Annotated in this window: 17 protein-coding genes; 7 read left to right on the top strand and 10 right to left on the bottom strand. The window is 63.8% G+C overall.

Annotated elements, in window-relative coordinates:
* Nucleotides 1–118: 118 nt before the first annotated feature.
* The 4 genes from ACUN9Y_RS20950 to miaB all read right to left on the bottom strand — a co-directional run bounded on the left by ACUN9Y_RS20950 (nucleotide 119) and on the right by miaB (nucleotide 4,013).
* Nucleotides 119–985 carry an HlyC/CorC family transporter gene (locus tag ACUN9Y_RS20950; protein WP_445462681.1) on the bottom strand — a complete coding sequence of 289 codons (867 nt, stop codon included), beginning with the start codon at nucleotides 983–985 and terminating at the stop codon, nucleotides 119–121.
* Nucleotides 982–1,488 carry an rRNA maturation RNase YbeY gene (gene ybeY, locus ACUN9Y_RS20945; RefSeq protein WP_445462680.1) on the bottom strand — a complete coding sequence of 169 codons (507 nt, stop codon included), beginning with the start codon at nucleotides 1,486–1,488 and terminating at the stop codon, nucleotides 982–984. The genes ACUN9Y_RS20950 and ybeY overlap by 4 nt, the downstream gene beginning before the upstream one ends.
* Nucleotides 1,485–2,570: a PhoH family protein gene (locus ACUN9Y_RS20940; RefSeq protein ID WP_445462679.1), complete on the bottom strand. Its 1,086-nt coding sequence runs from the start codon at nucleotides 2,568–2,570 to the stop codon at nucleotides 1,485–1,487. Before ACUN9Y_RS20940 ends, ybeY begins: the two co-directional genes overlap by 4 nt.
* Nucleotides 2,571–2,669: 99 nt before the next feature.
* A complete protein-coding gene (gene miaB / locus ACUN9Y_RS20935) occupies nucleotides 2,670–4,013 on the bottom strand; it encodes a tRNA (N6-isopentenyl adenosine(37)-C2)-methylthiotransferase MiaB (RefSeq protein ID WP_445462678.1) in 1,344 nt (447 codons plus the stop codon).
* Between the two features lie 421 nt (nucleotides 4,014–4,434).
* Between miaB and ACUN9Y_RS20930 the strand changes: the two genes are divergently transcribed.
* Both ACUN9Y_RS20930 and ACUN9Y_RS20925 read left to right on the top strand, forming a co-directional pair.
* Nucleotides 4,435–5,061, top strand: coding sequence for a TIGR04211 family SH3 domain-containing protein (locus tag ACUN9Y_RS20930; protein ID WP_445462677.1), 627 nt, complete (start codon nucleotides 4,435–4,437; stop codon nucleotides 5,059–5,061).
* 5 nt (nucleotides 5,062–5,066) lie between these two features.
* Nucleotides 5,067–5,699 (top strand): thiopurine S-methyltransferase, encoded by a 633-nt coding sequence (locus tag ACUN9Y_RS20925; RefSeq protein ID WP_445462676.1) that lies wholly within the window; start codon nucleotides 5,067–5,069, stop codon nucleotides 5,697–5,699.
* A 223-nt stretch (nucleotides 5,700–5,922) separates the two neighbouring features.
* On the opposite strand, the gene ACUN9Y_RS20920 is transcribed toward ACUN9Y_RS20925, so the two are convergent.
* From ACUN9Y_RS20920 to cysP, 5 genes are all read right to left on the bottom strand, one after another.
* Nucleotides 5,923–6,510 (bottom strand): YajG family lipoprotein, encoded by a 588-nt coding sequence (locus ACUN9Y_RS20920; protein WP_445462675.1) that lies wholly within the window; start codon nucleotides 6,508–6,510, stop codon nucleotides 5,923–5,925.
* Between the two features lie 294 nt (nucleotides 6,511–6,804).
* Nucleotides 6,805–7,911 carry a sulfate/molybdate ABC transporter ATP-binding protein gene (locus ACUN9Y_RS20915; RefSeq protein ID WP_445462674.1) on the bottom strand — a complete coding sequence of 369 codons (1,107 nt, stop codon included), beginning with the start codon at nucleotides 7,909–7,911 and terminating at the stop codon, nucleotides 6,805–6,807.
* Entirely contained in the window at nucleotides 7,908–8,735 is an 828-nt protein-coding gene (cysW, locus tag ACUN9Y_RS20910; protein ID WP_445462673.1) for a sulfate ABC transporter permease subunit CysW, read from the bottom strand. Before cysW ends, ACUN9Y_RS20915 begins: the two co-directional genes overlap by 4 nt.
* The gene (cysT, locus tag ACUN9Y_RS20905; RefSeq protein ID WP_445462672.1) at nucleotides 8,735–9,595 is read right to left on the bottom strand and encodes a sulfate ABC transporter permease subunit CysT; all 861 of its coding nucleotides are present in this window, start codon (nucleotides 9,593–9,595) and stop codon (nucleotides 8,735–8,737) included. Before cysT ends, cysW begins: the two co-directional genes overlap by 1 nt.
* Nucleotides 9,596–9,619: 24 nt before the next feature.
* A complete protein-coding gene (cysP, locus tag ACUN9Y_RS20900; protein ID WP_445462671.1) occupies nucleotides 9,620–10,642 on the bottom strand; it encodes a thiosulfate ABC transporter substrate-binding protein CysP in 1,023 nt (340 codons plus the stop codon).
* A gap of 290 nt (nucleotides 10,643–10,932) precedes the next feature.
* Between cysP and rpe the strand changes: the two genes are divergently transcribed.
* From rpe to ACUN9Y_RS20885, 3 genes are all read left to right on the top strand, one after another.
* The gene (gene rpe / locus ACUN9Y_RS20895; protein WP_445462670.1) at nucleotides 10,933–11,631 is read left to right on the top strand and encodes a ribulose-phosphate 3-epimerase; all 699 of its coding nucleotides are present in this window, start codon (nucleotides 10,933–10,935) and stop codon (nucleotides 11,629–11,631) included.
* The gene (locus ACUN9Y_RS20890) at nucleotides 11,628–11,939 is read left to right on the top strand and encodes a GIY-YIG nuclease family protein (RefSeq protein ID WP_445462669.1); all 312 of its coding nucleotides are present in this window, start codon (nucleotides 11,628–11,630) and stop codon (nucleotides 11,937–11,939) included. Before rpe ends, ACUN9Y_RS20890 begins: the two co-directional genes overlap by 4 nt.
* Nucleotides 11,940–12,154: 215 nt before the next feature.
* Nucleotides 12,155–13,009 carry a mechanosensitive ion channel family protein gene (locus tag ACUN9Y_RS20885; RefSeq protein WP_445462668.1) on the top strand — a complete coding sequence of 285 codons (855 nt, stop codon included), beginning with the start codon at nucleotides 12,155–12,157 and terminating at the stop codon, nucleotides 13,007–13,009.
* 89 nt (nucleotides 13,010–13,098) lie between these two features.
* On the opposite strand, the gene ACUN9Y_RS20880 is transcribed toward ACUN9Y_RS20885, so the two are convergent.
* Nucleotides 13,099–14,397 (bottom strand): NAD(P)/FAD-dependent oxidoreductase, encoded by a 1,299-nt coding sequence (locus ACUN9Y_RS20880; protein ID WP_445462667.1) that lies wholly within the window; start codon nucleotides 14,395–14,397, stop codon nucleotides 13,099–13,101.
* Nucleotides 14,398–14,524: 127 nt separating this feature from the next.
* Between ACUN9Y_RS20880 and ACUN9Y_RS20875 the strand changes: the two genes are divergently transcribed.
* Nucleotides 14,525–15,190: a phosphoglycolate phosphatase gene (locus tag ACUN9Y_RS20875; protein WP_445462666.1), complete on the top strand. Its 666-nt coding sequence runs from the start codon at nucleotides 14,525–14,527 to the stop codon at nucleotides 15,188–15,190.
* A 326-nt stretch (nucleotides 15,191–15,516) separates the two neighbouring features.
* On the top strand, nucleotides 15,517–17,007 hold the full coding sequence (trpE, locus tag ACUN9Y_RS20870) for an anthranilate synthase component I (RefSeq protein ID WP_445462702.1): 1,491 nt from the start codon (nucleotides 15,517–15,519) through the stop codon (nucleotides 17,005–17,007).
* The last annotated feature ends 217 nt before the right edge of the window (nucleotides 17,008–17,224 follow it).

Here is a 17,224-nt window from a genome sequence, read left to right as displayed (position 1 = left end):
GGGCGATGCCAGCGCGGGTGGTGATTGGGGGTAGAGAATGGATGGTAGGAGACCGCGGGGGACCCACCGTGCCTGAGGCGTGGTGTCGTGACACGCTACCTCAGGCCCGGCGCGACGCTCACTCGTCGTCGGGTTCGCCTTCGGGCTCGACCTCCAGCAGACGAATACGGCGATTGTCGGCGTTCAGCACGGTAAAGCGCCAATCACCGATGACGGTGTGTTCGCCGCGGGACGGCAGGTGGCCGAAGCGCTGCATCACCAGGCCGCCCAGGGTGTCGAACTCATCATCGGAGAAGCGGGTCTCGAAGCGCTCGTTGAAGTCTTCGATGGGGGTCAGGGCGCGTACCGCGTAGCGCTTGTCGCCGAGATCGCGAATATCCTCTTCTTCGTCGGTATCATGCTCGTCTTCGATGTCGCCGACGATCTCCTCGAGGATGTCCTCGATGGTGACGATGCCGGCGGTACCGCCGTACTCGTCGACCACGATGGCCATGTGGCTGTGGGCGTCGCGGAACTCCTTGAGCAGGCTGTTCAAGCGCTTGGACTCCGGCACGAACATGGCCGGACGCAACACCTCTTCGAGTTGGAAGGGCAGGGTGTTGTCCTTGTTCTGCAGCAACGGCAGCAGATCCTTGACCAGCAGGATGCCCTTGACCTCATCGAGGTTTTCGCCGATCACCGGGTAGCGGGAGTGGCCGGTCTCGAGAATGATCGGCAGATAGTCCTCGAGGGGCTGATCGATCTCCAGTGCGGTGACCTGAGAGCGTGGAATCAGCACCTCACGGACCTGCTGGTCGCTGATGTTGAGGGCACCCTCGATGATCGTCATGGCGTCTTGCTCAAGCTTTAGCCGGCTGGCGGCCTGGCGCAGAAAGTCGCGCAGTTCCTCGCGTGAGCTGGGTTCGTCGCTGTCGTTGGACAGGGCGCTGAAGAGTTTGTCGAACCAGGACTTGTTGCCCTGGCCGGTCGATCGGTCTTCGCTCATGCGTCGGCTCTCTCGTCCTCGCTATCATGATCCTGCTCGGGTGCCGGCGAGGCATAAGGGTCGCTGAGCCCCAGGCCGGCAAGGATGTCGCGTTCGAGGCCTTCCATGTGTTCGGCCTCGTCATCGTCGATATGATCGTGGCCCAGCAGGTGCAAGGTGCCGTGCACAACCATATGAGCGTAGTGATCTTGCAACGTCTTGTCCTGCTCGCGGGCCTCTCGTGCCACGACCGGGTGACAGATTACCAGGTCACCGAGCAGCGGCAGGCTCAGGCCCTCGGGGCCCTCGAAGGGAAACGACAGGACGTTGGTGGGCGCATCCTTGCTGCGATAGTCGCGGTTCAGCGCCTGGCTCTCTTCGGCATCGACGAAGCGAATCGTCAACTCCGATGAGTGATGGTCGGGGAAGTTGGCCAAGGTGGCATCGACCCAGCGCTGTAACGACGCCTGGGCCGGGAGGTCATCGGCTTCGCTCGCGACCTGGCGATCGACGCAGGCGCTCATCGAGTGCCGTCCTCATGGGAGTAGCGCCCGCTATCGTGGCGCCTCGAGGCACGGCGTTCTTCGGCACGCGCCTCGCGTCGGGCGCGGTCCTCGGCCTCCTGCTCGGCTTCGAACAGGTCGTAGGCTTCGATGATGCGCTGGACCAACGGATGGCGCACGACGTCCTTGGCGGCGAAGTGGGTCACGCCGATGCCGGCGGTGTCCTTGAGGACGTCGAGGACCTGGATCAGCCCCGAGCTCTGGCCCTTGGGCAGGTCGACCTGGGTCACGTCACCGGTGATGACCGCGGTGGAGCCGAAGCCGATGCGGGTCAGGAACATCTTCATCTGCTCTCGCGTGGTGTTCTGACTTTCGTCGAGAATGATGAAGGCATTGTTCAGCGTGCGCCCGCGCATGTAGGCCAGGGGCGCGATCTCGATCACCTGACGCTCGATCAGCTTGGCCACCTGCTCGAAGCCGATCATCTCGTAGAGGGCGTCGTACAACGGACGCAGGTAGGGGTCGATCTTCTGCGCCAGGTCGCCGGGCAGGAAACCGAGCTTTTCGCCGGCCTCTACCGCTGGGCGTACCAGCAGGATACGCCGGACTTCCTGTTGGTTGAGCGCCTCGACCGCGGCGGCGACCGCCAGGTAGGTCTTGCCGGTACCCGCGGGACCGATGCCGAAGTTGATGTCGTGGTTGCGAACGCTGGTGACATAGCTTTGCTGGTTCAAGCCGCGGGGCTTGATTAGGGTGCGTGGGGTGCGGATCAGCACCTCGCCATCGGACTCTTCGACGGGCTCTTCCTCAAGCGACTCTAGCCCGGCTTCCTGCAGGAACAGGTGCACCGTGTCCGGCGTCAGCTCCGAGGCTTCCGCCTCGCGATACAGATGCTCGACCACGTTGGCCGCGGCCTTGACTCTGGGGCCTGGGCCGGCCAGCTGAAACATGTTGCCACGGTTGCGAAGGGTCACGCCCAGTCGGGACTCGATCAGCTTGAGGTGTTCATCGCGCTGGCCGCACAGGTTGGCCAGACGACGAGGCTCGTTGGGTTCGAGGTTGAGCGTGATGATGCGATTGGCCTGGGAGGATGGCTGGCTCAAGACAGAGGGGTCCGTGCGTTGATGAGTGGTCGCTGTCAGCTTACTGCCCCGGCGCAGGCCAGGGCAATCGTCTCTCGCGGTGACGTCGGTAACGACGTCTCAATAGCGTTCGGGTGAGGCGAGCTCGCCACGCAGTGAATTGGGCAGCGCTTCGGTGATTTCCACGTCGACAAAGTAGCCGATCAGCTCGGTGGGATTGGCGGCACGGAAGTTGACCACGCGGTTGTTCTCGGTGCGCCCGGACAGCTGCCCCGGATCGCGGGGCGAAAAGCCCGTGACCAGAATGCGTTGGGTACTGCCGACCATGCGCCGGCTGATCTGCTGGGTCTGCTGGATAATGCGCTCCTGCAGGATGGCCAGGCGCTGCTTCTTGACCGTTTCCGGCGTATCGTCCTCGAGGCTCGCCGCCGGGGTACCGGGGCGGGCGGAGTAGACGAAGCTGAAGGAATGATCGAAACCGATGCGCTGGATCAAGTCCATCGTCGCCTCGAAGTCATCTGCGGTCTCGCCGGGAAAGCCGATGATGAAGTCCGATGAGAAGCTGATGTCCGGGCGCAGGGCGCGGATGCGCTCCATCTTGTCGACGTATTCCTCGACCGTGTGACCGCGCTTCATGGCGGAGAGGATGCGGTCCGACCCCGCCTGCACCGGCAGGTGCAGATGGCTGACCAGCTCCGGAATCTCGCCATAGGCCTCGATCAGGCTATCGCTGAACTCCACCGGGTGAGAGGTGGTGAAGCGAATGCGGTCGATGCCGTCGACCGCCGCGATGCAGGCGATCAGTTCGGCCAGGTCGATCTCGTCGCCGTCGTCGTTGATGCCGCAATAGGCGTTGACGTTCTGCCCCAGCAGGTTGATCTCGCGCACACCTTGATCGGCCAGATGGAAGACCTCTTCCATGACCGGCTCGAAGGGCCGCGAGACTTCCTCGCCCCGGGTGTAGGGGACGACGCAGAAGGTACAGTACTTGGAGCAGCCCTCCATGACCGAGACGAACGCGGTGGCGCCCTCTGACGTCGGCTTGGGCAGGTGGTCGAACTTCTCGATTTCCGGGAAGGTGACATCCACCACCGAGATCTGATTGTCGCGTCGAGCGTCCAGCATTGACGGCACCCGGTGCAGGGTCTGGGGACCGAATACCATGTCGACATGCGGCGCACGCTTGCGGATCGCTTCGCCTTCCTGGCTCGCCACGCACCCGCCGACGCCAATCACCAGATCCGGGTTGGCATCCTTGAGCTTCTTCCAGCGGCCGAGCTGGTGGAAGACCTTTTCCTGAGCCTTCTCACGGATCGAGCAGGTATTGAGCAGGATGACATCGGCATCGCGCTCGTCGTGGGTCAGCTCCATCTGATGAGAGTCGCCGAGTAGATCCGCCATCCGGGCAGAGTCGTACTCGTTCATCTGGCAGCCGTGGGTCTTGATGAAGAGTTTCTTCGTCATAGCAATAAGTCGGGATCGGCCCGAGAAGCACCTGAGGTGTGTCGAACAGGGTGAATGGCGCGCGAGGAGTGTGGCCGAACGGGCCAGTACGCTTGGCGCGTAATTATACGCGCCTCGACCGATCTGGGCCAGTTTGTCCGGGGCGTGCGCCTGCGCAAATATGATAGGCTTGCCCGCGAACGATGATGTGGCGGCCCCATGGCCTACGGTCACGAATTGATCGATTCGTGCCGAAGCCAGCGGCCACGCCCATCCGGCGGCGCTTTCCAGCGGTTTTCCCGAATCTTATCCACAGAAGTTGTGGAACGATTTGCCGCCGCCAGTGGTCTCATCGCCCGCGGTGACGGCAGGATGCCTGCCCGCGGAAGCCTTTGCGACGGAGTCTGTCGCCTCGAGAGCCCAGGACAGCCAGGAATACGGCATGAACACGCATATTTTCAAGACACTGACGCTGGGCCTTGCCCTTGGCACCCTGGCCCTGCCGGTCAGCGCTCAGCAGAATGACGCCTCACGCTGGGTATCCGACGAACTCACCACCTTCGTGCGCAGCGGACCGACCGATGGCTATCGCATCGTCGGGACCCTGACCGCGGGCCAGCCGGTGACGCTGTTGGACACCAGCGGTGACTACTCTCAGGTTCGCAGTGAAAGCGGCGATCAGGTCTGGGTGCCGAGTAGCGAACTGCGCGATACCCCTAGCGCCAGTCAGCAGCTGCCGGCACTGCGCACCAAGGTCGAAGCGCTGACCACGGAGCTCGACGGCATCAACGAGACCTGGGAGAACCGCACCGCCTCGATGAGTGAGACGCTCGAGGCCCGGGAGCAGCGCATCGCGCAACTCGAGACGCGCAACCAGGAGCTCGAGATCGCCCACGACACCATCAGCCAGAAGAACGGTGATCTCGAGGCGCGCCTGGAGACCCAGAAAGAAGACCTGTTGATGCGCTACTTCATGTACGGCGGCGGCGTGGCCGGTGTCGGGCTGTTGGTGGGGCTGATCGTGCCCCACTTGCCGCGTCGTCGACGCAAGCGCGATCGCTGGTTCTGATCGCCATGCAAGACGACTGGTTAAAGCGCTGGGACGAGGGCCGCATCGGCTTTCATCGCGATAGCGTGCACCCGACCCTGATGCGTCACTGGCCGGCACTCGGTGCCTTGCCCGGTACCAAGGTGCTGGTGCCGATGTGCGGCAAGAGCCTGGACATGCGCTGGTTGGCCGAGCATCAGCACCCGGTGCTCGGAATCGAGTTGGCGCCGCTGGCACTCGAGCAGTTCGTGGCCGAGGGGCGGGGTGAGGTGACGCGCTATCAGCAGGCGGGGTTTGGCATTCTGAGGCAGGGCAGCATCGAGCTATGGGGCGGAGATTTCTTCCACTTCCATATCGACCAGGCCCAGGAGATCGGCGCCTTCTATGATCGCGCCGCGCTGATTGCTCTGCCCGTGGCGACGCGTCAGCGCTATGCCTTCCACTTGGCCCAGTTGATTCCGCCAGGCGCGCCGGGATTGCTGATCAGCCTGACACGGCCCGATGACGGCGGACCGCCGTTCGGCGTGGAGGCCGAGGAGGTTCGGCGTTTGTTTGAGCCCAACTTCCTCGTGACCCATCTGGAGGATGCCGCGCCGGAAGCCAATGGCTTTCGCGAAAGCGCCTGGGCATTGGTCAGGCGCGGGCCGCAAGTGGACTAAGTGGATTCAGCCGGCCGGGACCGTTGTGGCCCGGCGGGTTAGCGCGTTACCCCGTTACCCCGACACCTTGCGGTGTCGGGGTAACGTCGGTTGTGGCTAGGCTAAGGACGCGTCGCCGGCGGGCGCTGATGCGTGTCGAGAAGGCGTTGAGAACGTGGTCGAGGGCGTGGTCGAGGGCATGGTCGAGACAGGCGGGTTCGACCACGCCAGGGCGTGGCGGGACTCAGCGGGCCAGCAGTTGCCCCAAGGCGGGGTCCGCGAAGGCACGGTTGAGGCCATCAGACAGCAGATCGGTGACCATGCGGTTGTTGGTGGCCTTGTCCGGCGTCACCGCGTAGCTCTGAGTGCGCCGCGAGGTATAGGTGCCGGTGTAGATGTCACCACGATTGCGTGCTTCGGCCACCAGCACGCTCTCGAGCTGTGCCTCATCGATCAGCGGGCGGCTTTCGCCGCGGGCATAGTTCAAGCGCGTCAGCGTCAGCGTCAGGGCCGGGCGACCATCGGCGGGTGCGGCGGTGGGCGAGAAGCCCATCTCACGCACGGCGCGTTCGGCCTCGGCCTGCAGTTGGGGGATGATCTCGTGGGCGCTTACGCTGATCACCGCGGTGGAGCTGGCGCTGCCGCTGCGGGTGCCGAGTACGTCGGAGTCGCGACCGTCGACGGCGATGACCGTGACCGCCTGGCCTTGGCCGGAAGCCGGTACTGACACGCTGCGTTGAGGGTCCGGCTGCAGATACTGAGGACCGGAGCAGGCACTGAGCAGGACGGTCGCGGCGAGGGCGGCGAGGATCGAGATGACGCGAGCAGGCATGAGGGGGAGTCCTTGTGGGTCGGCGATTGGCAATACCGTTCAAGGCGTGCCGATGTCGGTGTTGGCAACGGGCGTTGTGCCCGGTGTCGTGGCTGCATGTCTACCATGAAATGGGCGCCGGTGGGGAGAGGGGGATGGCCTCTGAAGCTGTGCTGAAGCGGGTTTGTCGTGGGGCGGGCGGCGCTCAAAGCGCCATGAACGCGATGCTGCCGGAGGCGGTGCGCGGCTGCGGGGTTGGCGGGCAGGCAGCGTGGTTCTCCGCTGCCTGGTTCTCCGGTGCGTGGCTGGCCGGCGTCAGGTGCTGACCGTCTGGGCGCGACGCTCGCTGTGCCTCGCCTGGCCAGCGGTCTCGGGATAGTGATGCCAGGTCAGGGGGCGGGCATAGACGCGAGCGCCGCGGGCCAGGTTGAGGCGTTCGGCGTCCTGGTGGCGGACCGCGACCAGCCACGGCTCGCTCATCCAGTCGGCGGACAGCTCGACGCGAACCTCGGCCCCCACCGGGACCACGGCGGTCACCACCGCGGGCAGGTTGGCGCGCTCGTCGGGGGTGTCGGCGAGGGTTGCTTCATGGGGCCGCAGCAGCAGTTCGTGGCGGCCGTCGGGAAGGGTGACGCGCAGGCGGGCATCGCCACAGGTCAGTAGGCCATTGTGGACCTGGCCTTCCAGGTGGTTGACGTCACCCAGAAACTCGAACACGAAACGGTTGGCCGGAGCGCGGTAGAGGGCCTCTGGGGTGTCGATCTGCTCGATGCGGCCGTTGCTCATTACCACCACGCGGTCGGAAAGCTCCAGCGCCTCTTCCTGATCGTGGGTGACGAACACGCTGGTGAAGCCAAGTTCATCGTGCAGGTGGCGCAACCAGCGGCGCAGTTCCTGGCGGACCTTGGCATCCAATGCGCCGAAGGGCTCGTCGAGCAGCAGCACCTCCGGGCGCAGGGCCAGGGCCCTGGCCAGCGATACCCGTTGCTGCTGGCCGCCGGACAACTGGGCCGGAAAGCGCTGGGCCAGGTGACTCAATTGCACCATCTCGAGCAGGCGCAGCACCCGGGTGCGGATCTCGCCGGAGGAAGGGCGCTCGCGGCGCGGCAACACCGTGAGGCCGAAGGCCACGTTGTCGAACACGCTCATATGGCGAAACAGCGCGTAGTGCTGAAAGACGAAGCCAATGCGCCGGTCGCGGACGTGGACGCGGGTCACGTCGCGCTCGCCGAACAACAGTTGCGTCGCGGGATTGTCGTCCGGGGTCTCGAGCCCGGCGATGATGCGCAGCAGCGTTGTCTTGCCCGAGCCCGAGGGACCGAGGAGCCCGATCAGTTCACCGCTTTCGACGTCAAGATCGATGGGTGACAGGGCCTGGGAGCGTCCGAAGTGCTTCTGGATGTGGTGAAGGCGAATGCTCATGACGACGACTCCAGGCGCGTGGCGCGCCACTCGAGCAGGGCCTTGGCGGCCAGCGTGAATAGGGCGATCAGGGCGAGCAGGGCGGCGCTGGCGAAGGCGCCGACGGTGTTGTAGTCCTGGTAGAGCTGTTCGACGTGCAGCGGCAGGGTATTGGTCTGGCCGCGAATGGCACCGGAGACTACCGACACCGCGCCGAACTCGCCGACGGCACGGGCGTTGGTGAGGATCACGCCGTACAGCAGCGCCCAGCGGATGTTGGGCAGGGTGATGCGGCGAAACAGCGTGAAGCCCCGGGCGCCGAGGGTCACCGCGGCTTCTTCTTCGCGGGAGCCCTGGGCCTGCATCAGCGGGATCAGCTCCCTGGCAACGAATGGGCAGGTCACGAAGATTGTCACCATCAGGATGCCGGGCCAGGCGAACATCAGCTGAATATCGTGACCATCGAGCCAGCCGCCGACCCAACCATTGCGCCCATACAGCAACAGGTAGACGAGACCGGCCACCACCGGCGAGATGGCGAAGGGAATATCGATCAGGGTCTGCAGCAGGCGTCTGCCGGGGAAGGCGAAACGCGTCACCAGCCACGCCAGCATCACGCCGAATACCAGGTTGATCGGGATCGTCAGCACGGTAATGAAGAGCGTCAGGCCGATCGCCGCCAGGGTGTAGCTGTCGCTGATATTGGTCACGAAGGTCGTGATGCCTTCGGCGAAGGCCTGGGCGAAGATGGCGATCAGCGGCAGCAGCAGAAACAGCGCCGACAGCACCACCGCGGCACCGATCAACAGCCGGCGTAGCGCCGGCGCGTCACCGATTCTTTGCATCAGCCCTGTCCTCCGTGCAGACGGCGAATGAAGCGGCCCTGCCACAGGTTGATCGCCAGCAGCAGGGCGAGCGAGGTGGCCAACACCACGGAGGCGATGGCGGAGGCGCCAACATAGTCGTATTCCTGCAGTTTGACGAAGATCATCAGCGAGGTGATCTCGGTCTCGTAGGGCATGTTGCCGGCGATGAAGATCACCGCCCCGAACTCGCCGAGCGAGCGCACGAAGGCGAGGCCCGTGCCGGTCACCAGGGCCGGCCACAGGTGGGGCAGAATGACCCGCCGGAACGCCACACCGTCGTTGGCGCCGAGGGTCATCGCCGCCTCGTCGATTTCACTCGGCAAGTCTTCGAGTACCGGCTGCACGGTGCGTACGACGAAGGGAATGCTGGTGAAGGCCATGGCCAGCGCGATGCCGACCCAGGTGTAGGCGACGTCAAGGCCCAGCGGCTCGAGCAGTTTTCCCATCCAGCCGTTGGACGAATAGAGCGTCGCCAGGGTAATGCCGGCGACGGCAGTGGGCAGGGCGAAGGGCAGGTCCATCAAGGCGTCGAGCAGGCGCTTGCCCGGAAACTCGTAGCGCACCAGGACCCAGGCCAGCAGCAGGCCGAAGACGGCGTTGACCACGGCGGCTGCCGCGGCGGCGCCCAGCGTGGTCACATAGCTTGCCACCAGGCGGGGTTCGCTGATGATGTGCCAGTATTCGAGTGCCGAGAGGCCCTTGAGTTGGCCGACCAGGCCGGTCAGCGGCAGCAGCAGTACCAGCGAGACAAACGTCAGGCTGATGCCCAGTGACAGGCCGAAGCCCGGCAGCACTCGGCGCCGGGCTCGGAAAGGCAGGGAAAGGGTCGAAGCCTTCATGGGGGCAGGTTTACTCCTCGGCGATCAACGGCGCTGTAGCTGGTCCAGCTCGCCGCCACTGGCGAAGTGGGTCTGCATGGCCGAATCCCAGCCGCCGAAGACGTCTTCGACCTTGAACAGCTCCGTATCCGGGAAGCTGTCGGCGAATTCGCCGGCGACGACTTCGTCATGGACGCGGTAGTTGAAACCCGCCAGCAGGCGCTGAGCGTCCTCGGTGTAGAGGAAGTTCAGGTAGTCCTGGGCGAGTTCCAGGTTGCCGTTGCGCTCGGCATTTTCCTCGACCACGGCGACCGGAAATTCGGCCAGGATGCTGACCGGCGGCACCACCACGTCGTATTCGTCGCTGCCGTATTCCTGGCGGATGTTGTTGACCTCGGACTCGAAGCTGATCAGCACATCGCCGATGCCGCGCTCGATGAAGCTGGTGGTGGCACCACGACCGCCGGTGTCGAAGACCTTGACGTTGGCGAGGAAGTCACGCATGAACTCGCGCACCTTGTCCTGATCGCCGTCGAATTCGCGCGCAGCAGCGCCCCAGGCGGCCAGGTAGGTATAGCGGCCGTTGCCGGACGTCTTCGGGTTCGGGAACACCAGCTCGACGCCCTCGGCGGCGAGGTCGTCCCAGGAGTCGATACCCTTGGGATTGCCCTTGCGGACCAGGAAAGCGGTAGTGGAGTAATAGGGTGAGGCGTTGTTCGGCAGCTGGCTCTGCCAGTCTTCCGCCACCAGGCCGGCGTCGGCCAGAACCTGAACGTCGGTAACCTGGTTGTAGGTCACCACGTCGGCCTTGAGGCCCTGGAGGATGGCCCGTGCCTGGGCCGAGGAGCCGGCATGGGACTGCTGAATGGTCAGGCTGTCGCCGTGCTCGGCCTCCCACTGCTCCTTGAACACCGGGTTGACCGCACCGAACAGTTCTCGGGCGATGTCGTACGAGGAATTCAACAGTTCGCGGTCCTCCGCCATGGCGGGCGTCGCCAGGCCGGCGCCGAGGCCAAGGGCCAGGGTCAGAGACAGGGAGGTGGGACGCAGGAACGCGGACAGCGACATGGTGGGCTCCGAGGGCAACGAGAAAGCGAAAACGTCAATTGTGTGCTGGTTTGCAGGCTAATTCTGTTTTATTGGAATGACAATAATATTTTTTAGTATTTTTTGGAATATGTATCCTCGTACCGCATTTCCCCGCGCTCCCCTGCCTGCGTCGAACCGTCGAACCGTCGAACCGTCGAACCGTCGAACCGTCGAACCGTCGAACCGTCGAACCGTCGAAAGGGCGCGGGCGGCAATGTGCTGTGCATAACTGCTAGAATGCCGACTTTTCCCGTCCGTCGGATATTCTCATGACCGCACCTCGTGACTTTCTTATCGCTCCGTCTATCCTTTCGGCCGACTTCGCGCGCCTTGGCGAGGAAGTCGATAACGTCTTGGCTGCCGGCGCGGACGTTGTTCATTTTGACGTGATGGACAATCACTATGTGCCCAACCTGACCATCGGTCCGATGGTCTGCGAGGCGTTGCGCAAGCACGGGGTGACGGCGCCCATCGATGCCCACCTAATGGTCAAACCGGTGGATCGCCTGATCGGCGACTTTATCGATGCGGGAGCGACCTACGTCACCTTTCATCCGGAGGCTTCGGAGCATGTGGACCGTTCCTTGCAGTTGATCCGCGATGGTGGCTGCAAGGCGGGCCTGGTGTTCAACCCGGCGACGCCGCTGTCGTATCTCGACTACGTCATGGACAAGGTCGACATGATCCTGTTGATGAGCGTCAACCCCGGCTTCGGTGGCCAGTCCTTCATTCCGGCGACCCTCGACAAGTTGCGTCAGGCGCGGGCGCGCATCGACGCCAGTGGGTTCGACATCCGCCTGGAAGTCGACGGTGGTGTGAAAGTCGACAATATTGCCGAGATCGCCCGGGCTGGCGCCGACACCTTTGTGGCTGGATCGGCGGTGTTTGGTGCCCGCCGCGCAGGCGACCCTCACCACTACGACAGCGTGATGGACAAGTTTCGTGCCGAGCTTGCTGCGCTTTCGTGAACACCGATTCGGACTATGCTCAAGCAGGAGTGCAAGACCGTTCTGCCGGTACCGCAGCGGTGTGGTCGCTGTATCTGCTGGAAACCGCCGCCGGTGCGCTTTACACCGGCATCAGCACCGATGTCACGCGGCGGCTCGGTGAGCACGCGAGCGGTCGCGGTGCCAAGGCGCTGCGCGGTAAAGGCCCCTTGACGCTGATTTACCAGCAGCGAGTCGGCACGCGCAGCGAAGCGCAGAAGCTCGAGGCGGCGATCAAACGCATGACGGTCGCTGGCAAGCGGCGCTGGCTGGCCGCGCGGCTCGACTGATGCCGGTTGGACCCTGGAGCAATGAAGTGCGGCAAGACGTGGGGCGATGAAGTGCGGCAAGACGTGGGGCAATGAAGTGGGGCAAGACGTGGGGCAAGGGCCGGCCCGACCGATCGGGTAGGGCCGGTCACGCGACGGTGCGTCATTCAAGGGTCGATCAGCGGATATCGCAGCGCGATACTCCGAGCAAGGGAATCATCACAGGGGAGTAGCACATGGAGTTTTTGCAAAATCTCGACACCGAGGCATTGATCGAGTTCGCCTCTACAACGGGACTGCAGTTCCTGATCAACCTGGTCGCCGCGGCGGCGATCTTCATCGTCGGACGCTGGATCGCCAAGGCGTTGCACAAGGTGATGATCAAGGGCATGGAGCGGGCCAAGGTCGAACCGTTGCTGGTGAAGTTCCTGGGCAACATTGTCTATGCGTTACTGCTGGTGTTCGTGGTGCTGGCGGCGATCAGTCGTATCGGGATCCAGACCGCGTCATTGATCGCCGTGGTCGGTGCGGCGGGTCTCGCCGTGGGGCTGGCGCTGCAGGGGTCGCTGGCCAACTTTGCTGCCGGCGTGATGGTGATCATCTTCCGCCCGTACCGGATCGGTGACTATGTCGATGCCGGCGGCGTCAGTGGCACCGTCGCCGACGTGCAGATCATTTCCACCGAGCTCACCACGCCCGACAACCGCAAGATCATCGTGCCCAATGGCCAGATGATGAGCGGTGCCATCACCAATGCCTCGGCCCACGCGACGCGTCGGGTCGATCTGGTGGTCGGCGTCGGTTACGACGACGACATCGACGTCGTGCGTCGGGTCCTCGAGAGCGTGGTGGCCGATGATCCGCGCGTGCTGGAAACGCCGGCCCCGAACATCCGTATGAATGCCATGGGTGACTCCTGCATCAACTGGATCGTGCGTCCTTGGGTGAAGGCTGCCGACTACTGGGATGTGTACTGGGAGATGACCGAGGAGATCAAGCGTCGCTGCGACAAGGAAGGTATCAGTATTCCCTTCCCGCAGCGCGACGTGCACGTCTACCATCACGGCGACGAGGCCAAGCCCGCGCTGTGAGGCGGTGTGGCGCGTAATCACCAACAAGGCTGCCCACTGGCAGCCTTGTTGGTTCTTGGCGTGTCGTTTTGTCGGGGAGAGGTGCTGTCTTAATGCAGCTTGAGGCGCGGCTTCAGGAAGCGGTTGAGCCCGTCCACCACGACCATCATGCCGGTCTTGAGGGTGCCGTGGATGGCACGCTGGTGCATGCGATAGAGCGACGCGTAGAACAGCCGGGCCAGGTTGCCTTCGATGAACAGGCTGCGCGCCGAGGCGGCCCGCATCAGGCTACCGACGGCATCGAAATGGGCCAGCGAGATCAGCGAGCCGCGGTCCTGGAACTTGAACGCCTTGAGCGCCTTGCCGTCGATGACGGCGCACAGGTTCTTGTACAGCACCGAGGCCTGCTGGTGGGCGGCCTGTGCCCGCGGTGGCACCACCGAGCCATCTTCCTGGGGGCAGCTGGCGCAGTCGCCGAAGGCGAAGATGCGCGGATCGTCGAGGCTCTGCATGGTCGGGTGGACCTTGACGCGGTTGTTGCGCTCGACCTCAAGGCCGAGTTCGGCCAGGAAGGCCGGGGCCTTGATGCCCGCCGCCCAGACGCCCAGATCGATCTTGATCGGATCGCCGTCGGAGGTATGGATGCGATTGGCTTCGACCTTGGTGACCCGAGTGTCGACATGGACATTGACCCCGAGCTTCTCGAGTTCCTTGTGCACAGCATCGCTGATCCGGTCGGGCAGTACCGGCAGGATTTTCGGTGCCGCCTCGATCACGTGGACCTTGAGGTGCTCGCGACCGAGTGACGTGAAGCCGTAGCTCTTGAGCATGCGCGACGCATCGTGCAGCTCAGCCGATAGCTCGACCCCGGTTGCGCCGGCGCCGATGATGCCGACGGTGATGCAGGGATTGTCATGGCTCGCTTCGCCACTGTAGCGCAGGAAGGTATTGAGCAGTGCCTTGCGGAAGCCTTCGGCCTGGGCGGGGCTGTCGAGAAAGTGGCAGTGGTCGCTGACGCCCTCGGTCCCGAAATCATTGCTCACGCTGCCCACCGACAGGACCAGATGGTCGTACTCCAGGCTCCGTGCCGGCAGGACTTCGTTGCCGTCTTCATCCTCGATGGCGGCCAGGGTCACGCAGCGGGTCTCTCTGTTCAGGTTGCACAGGGTGCCACGTTGGAAGCGATAGCCATTGCTCCCCGAGTGACCCTGGTAGGATATTTCGTCGAGGCCAGAGTCGAGCACGCCGGTGGCCACTTCGTGGAGCAGCGGCTTCCAGATATGGGTCGAGTTGCGGTCCACCAGCACCACGTCGGCCTTGCCCTTCTTGCCCAGGCGTCTGCCTAGTCGCGTGACGAGTTCCAGGCCGCCGGCGCCGCCGCCGATGACCACGATTCTTGGTTTGCTCATAAAGAGCCCTCGTAAATGGTTGAGGCGACATCATAGGCACATAGGTGCTTGGCTGACCACGGTCCGTACGCGACAATGTTCGTCTGGCATACTTATTCCGTTTTGTGCATAACGGTGGGGAGCTTTTATGCGGCAAATGTTGGATGGCGTCCGTCTGGTGGCGTTCGATCTGGATGGAACCCTGGTCGATTCGGTGCCCGACCTCGCCGTGGCGGTGGATGCCGCCCTGGTCGAGGTGGCGCTTGAGCCGGCCGGCGAGGACAAGGTTCGTCACTGGGTCGGCAACGGCGCCTGGGTGCTGGTGGAGCGTGCGCTGACCGATGCGCTCGGCGAGGCGCCCAGCGAGGTGTTGACGCGACGTACCCATGACGCCTTCATCGCGCATTACCGACGCGCGCCGAGCGCTCGCACCCGGCTCTATCCTGGCGCCAAGCAAGCCCTGGCAGGACTACATGAACGTGGGCTCACCCTGTGTCTGGTGACCAACAAACCGCAGGCGTTCATCGCGCCGATTCTGCGAGCGCTGGGCATCGACGGCTACTTCGCCGCCTGTCTGGGAGGGGACACCCTGGCCAGGCGCAAGCCGGACCCGTTGCCGCTGTTGCATCTGTGCGACCGCTTTGACATCGCTCCCAGGCACTGCCTGATGATCGGCGACTCGCGTCACGACGTGGCGGCGGGCAAGGCCGCAGGTTTTCGCACGCTGGCGGTTCCTTACGGCTACAACCACGGCGAGCCGGTGGCCGACAGCGACCCCGATGGCGTGGTTGAATCGCTGGATCAACTCGTTTAGTGTTCCTAAACAACGCTATAAGCTGGATACTTTCGATAAGTTTTGGCTATGAATTTTGGCTCTAAATTTTGGCTATAAGTTCTAGCTATAGCGCTGCCTCGACCCACTTCTCCTGTTGGACACGCCGCGATGGACAGCCGCATGCCGCTGCACTGCCTTCCTGCCACTTCCGGTGAACGCTTCCTGCGTTCGTCTTTGCTCAGCGTCTTGCGCTGGTCTGGGCCCCGCGCCTGGCGATGGTGACGTCAACACCTTGACCCGGCACTTCGCTGAACGTGCCGCCGAGAACCACCATTGCAACCGTTACCTTCGAGGACCCGGGCATGATGACCCCCGATCGCTTTCGTGAGCTTGCCGACGCCGGCTACAACCGTATTCCCGTGACCCGCGACGTGCTGGCGGATCTCGACACGCCGCTGTCGACCTACCTGAAACTCGCCGATGCCCCCTGGACCTTCCTGCTGGAGTCCGTCACCGGGGGAGAAAAGTGGGGGCGCTATTCGATCATCGGCCTGCCGTGTCGTGAGCGCATCGAAGTGCGTGGTTATACGGTCCGCCATATCGTCGATGGTGAGGCCCTTGGGGTCACCGAAGTGGCCGATCCATTGGCCTGGATCGAAGACTTCCAGGCGCGCTTCAAGGTGCCTCAATTGGACGATCAGCCGCGTTTCGATGGTGGCCTGGTCGGCTACTTTGGCTACGACACCATCCGCTACATCGAGCCACGGCTGGCCGGCGTCGAGAAGCCGGATCCCATCGGCGTGCCCGATATTCTGCTGATGGTCTGTGACGAGCTGGTGGTGTTCGACAACCTCTATGGGCGCCTGACGCTGTGGACTCACGCGGATCCCGCCGATGACGCTGCGTACCAGTGCGCCGAGCGCCGCCTGGCGGAGCTGGAAGAGCGCCTGCGTAGCCCCCTCGAGATATCGCGTCGGGTTCCCAGCGCATCGCGTCCGCCGGTGGAAGAAGGCCACTTCACCTCGGGGTTTACCGAGCAAGGCTTCAAGGCGGCCGTGGACAAGATCAAGGACTACGTGCTGGCCGGTGACGTCATGCAGTGCGTGCCGTCCCAGCGCATGTCGATTCCGTTCCAGGCGGAACCGCTGGACCTGTATCGCGCACTTCGGAGCCTCAACCCATCGCCCTACATGTTCTTCTTCCACCTCGATGACCACCATGTGGTGGGATCATCACCAGAAATCTTGACCCGTCTGGAAGACGGTATGGTGACCGTGCGGCCAATCGCCGGGACGCGGGTTCGGGGCAAGACCGCGGCCGAGGACAAGGCGCTCGAGGAAGACCTGCTGAACGACCCCAAGGAAGTCGCCGAGCACCTGATGCTGATCGACCTGGGGCGCAACGATGTCGGCCGCATCAGCGAGACGGGCACGGTGGAAGTCACCGATCAGATGGGCATCGAGCGGTATTCCCACGTGATGCACATCGTGTCCAACGTCACCGGACGGGTGAAGCCGGGCTTCAGCGCCATGGATGCGCTGCGCGCCACCTTCCCCGCGGGGACGCTGTCCGGGGCACCGAAGATTCGTGCCATGGAGATCATCGATGAGGTCGAACCGGTCAAGCGGGGCGTCTATTCCGGTGCCGTGGGCTATCTGTCCTGGCACGGGAACATGGATACCGCCATCGCCATTCGCACGGCGGTGATCAAGGACGGCGAGCTGCACGTTCAGTGTGGTGCCGGTGTGGTGGCCGACTCGGTGCCCGAGCTTGAATGGCAGGAAACCCTGAACAAGGGGCGTGCGCTGTTCCGCGCCGTGGCCATGGCCGAACGCGGCCTCGATAACCCCGAGTGAGGCTCGGCTTGCGAGGGCGCGGTGCACCTCGCCGGCCGGCTTGACAGCCCCGACGACTCACCACACTATAGGCTCATGATCTCACTAGCCATCTCGACCTCACCCCGCCAGTGGCGCCTCTTCACCTGAGAGGCGGAGCTTCGTGTGAGACGTCGAACGAGACGTACAGCCATCACAGTGCCGCCCACGAGGCGGCATTTTTGTGTGGGTCGTCTCG

This window comes from Halomonas sp. V046 (assembly GCF_052645355.1).
This window is presented reverse-complemented; position numbering and strand designations above follow the sequence as displayed.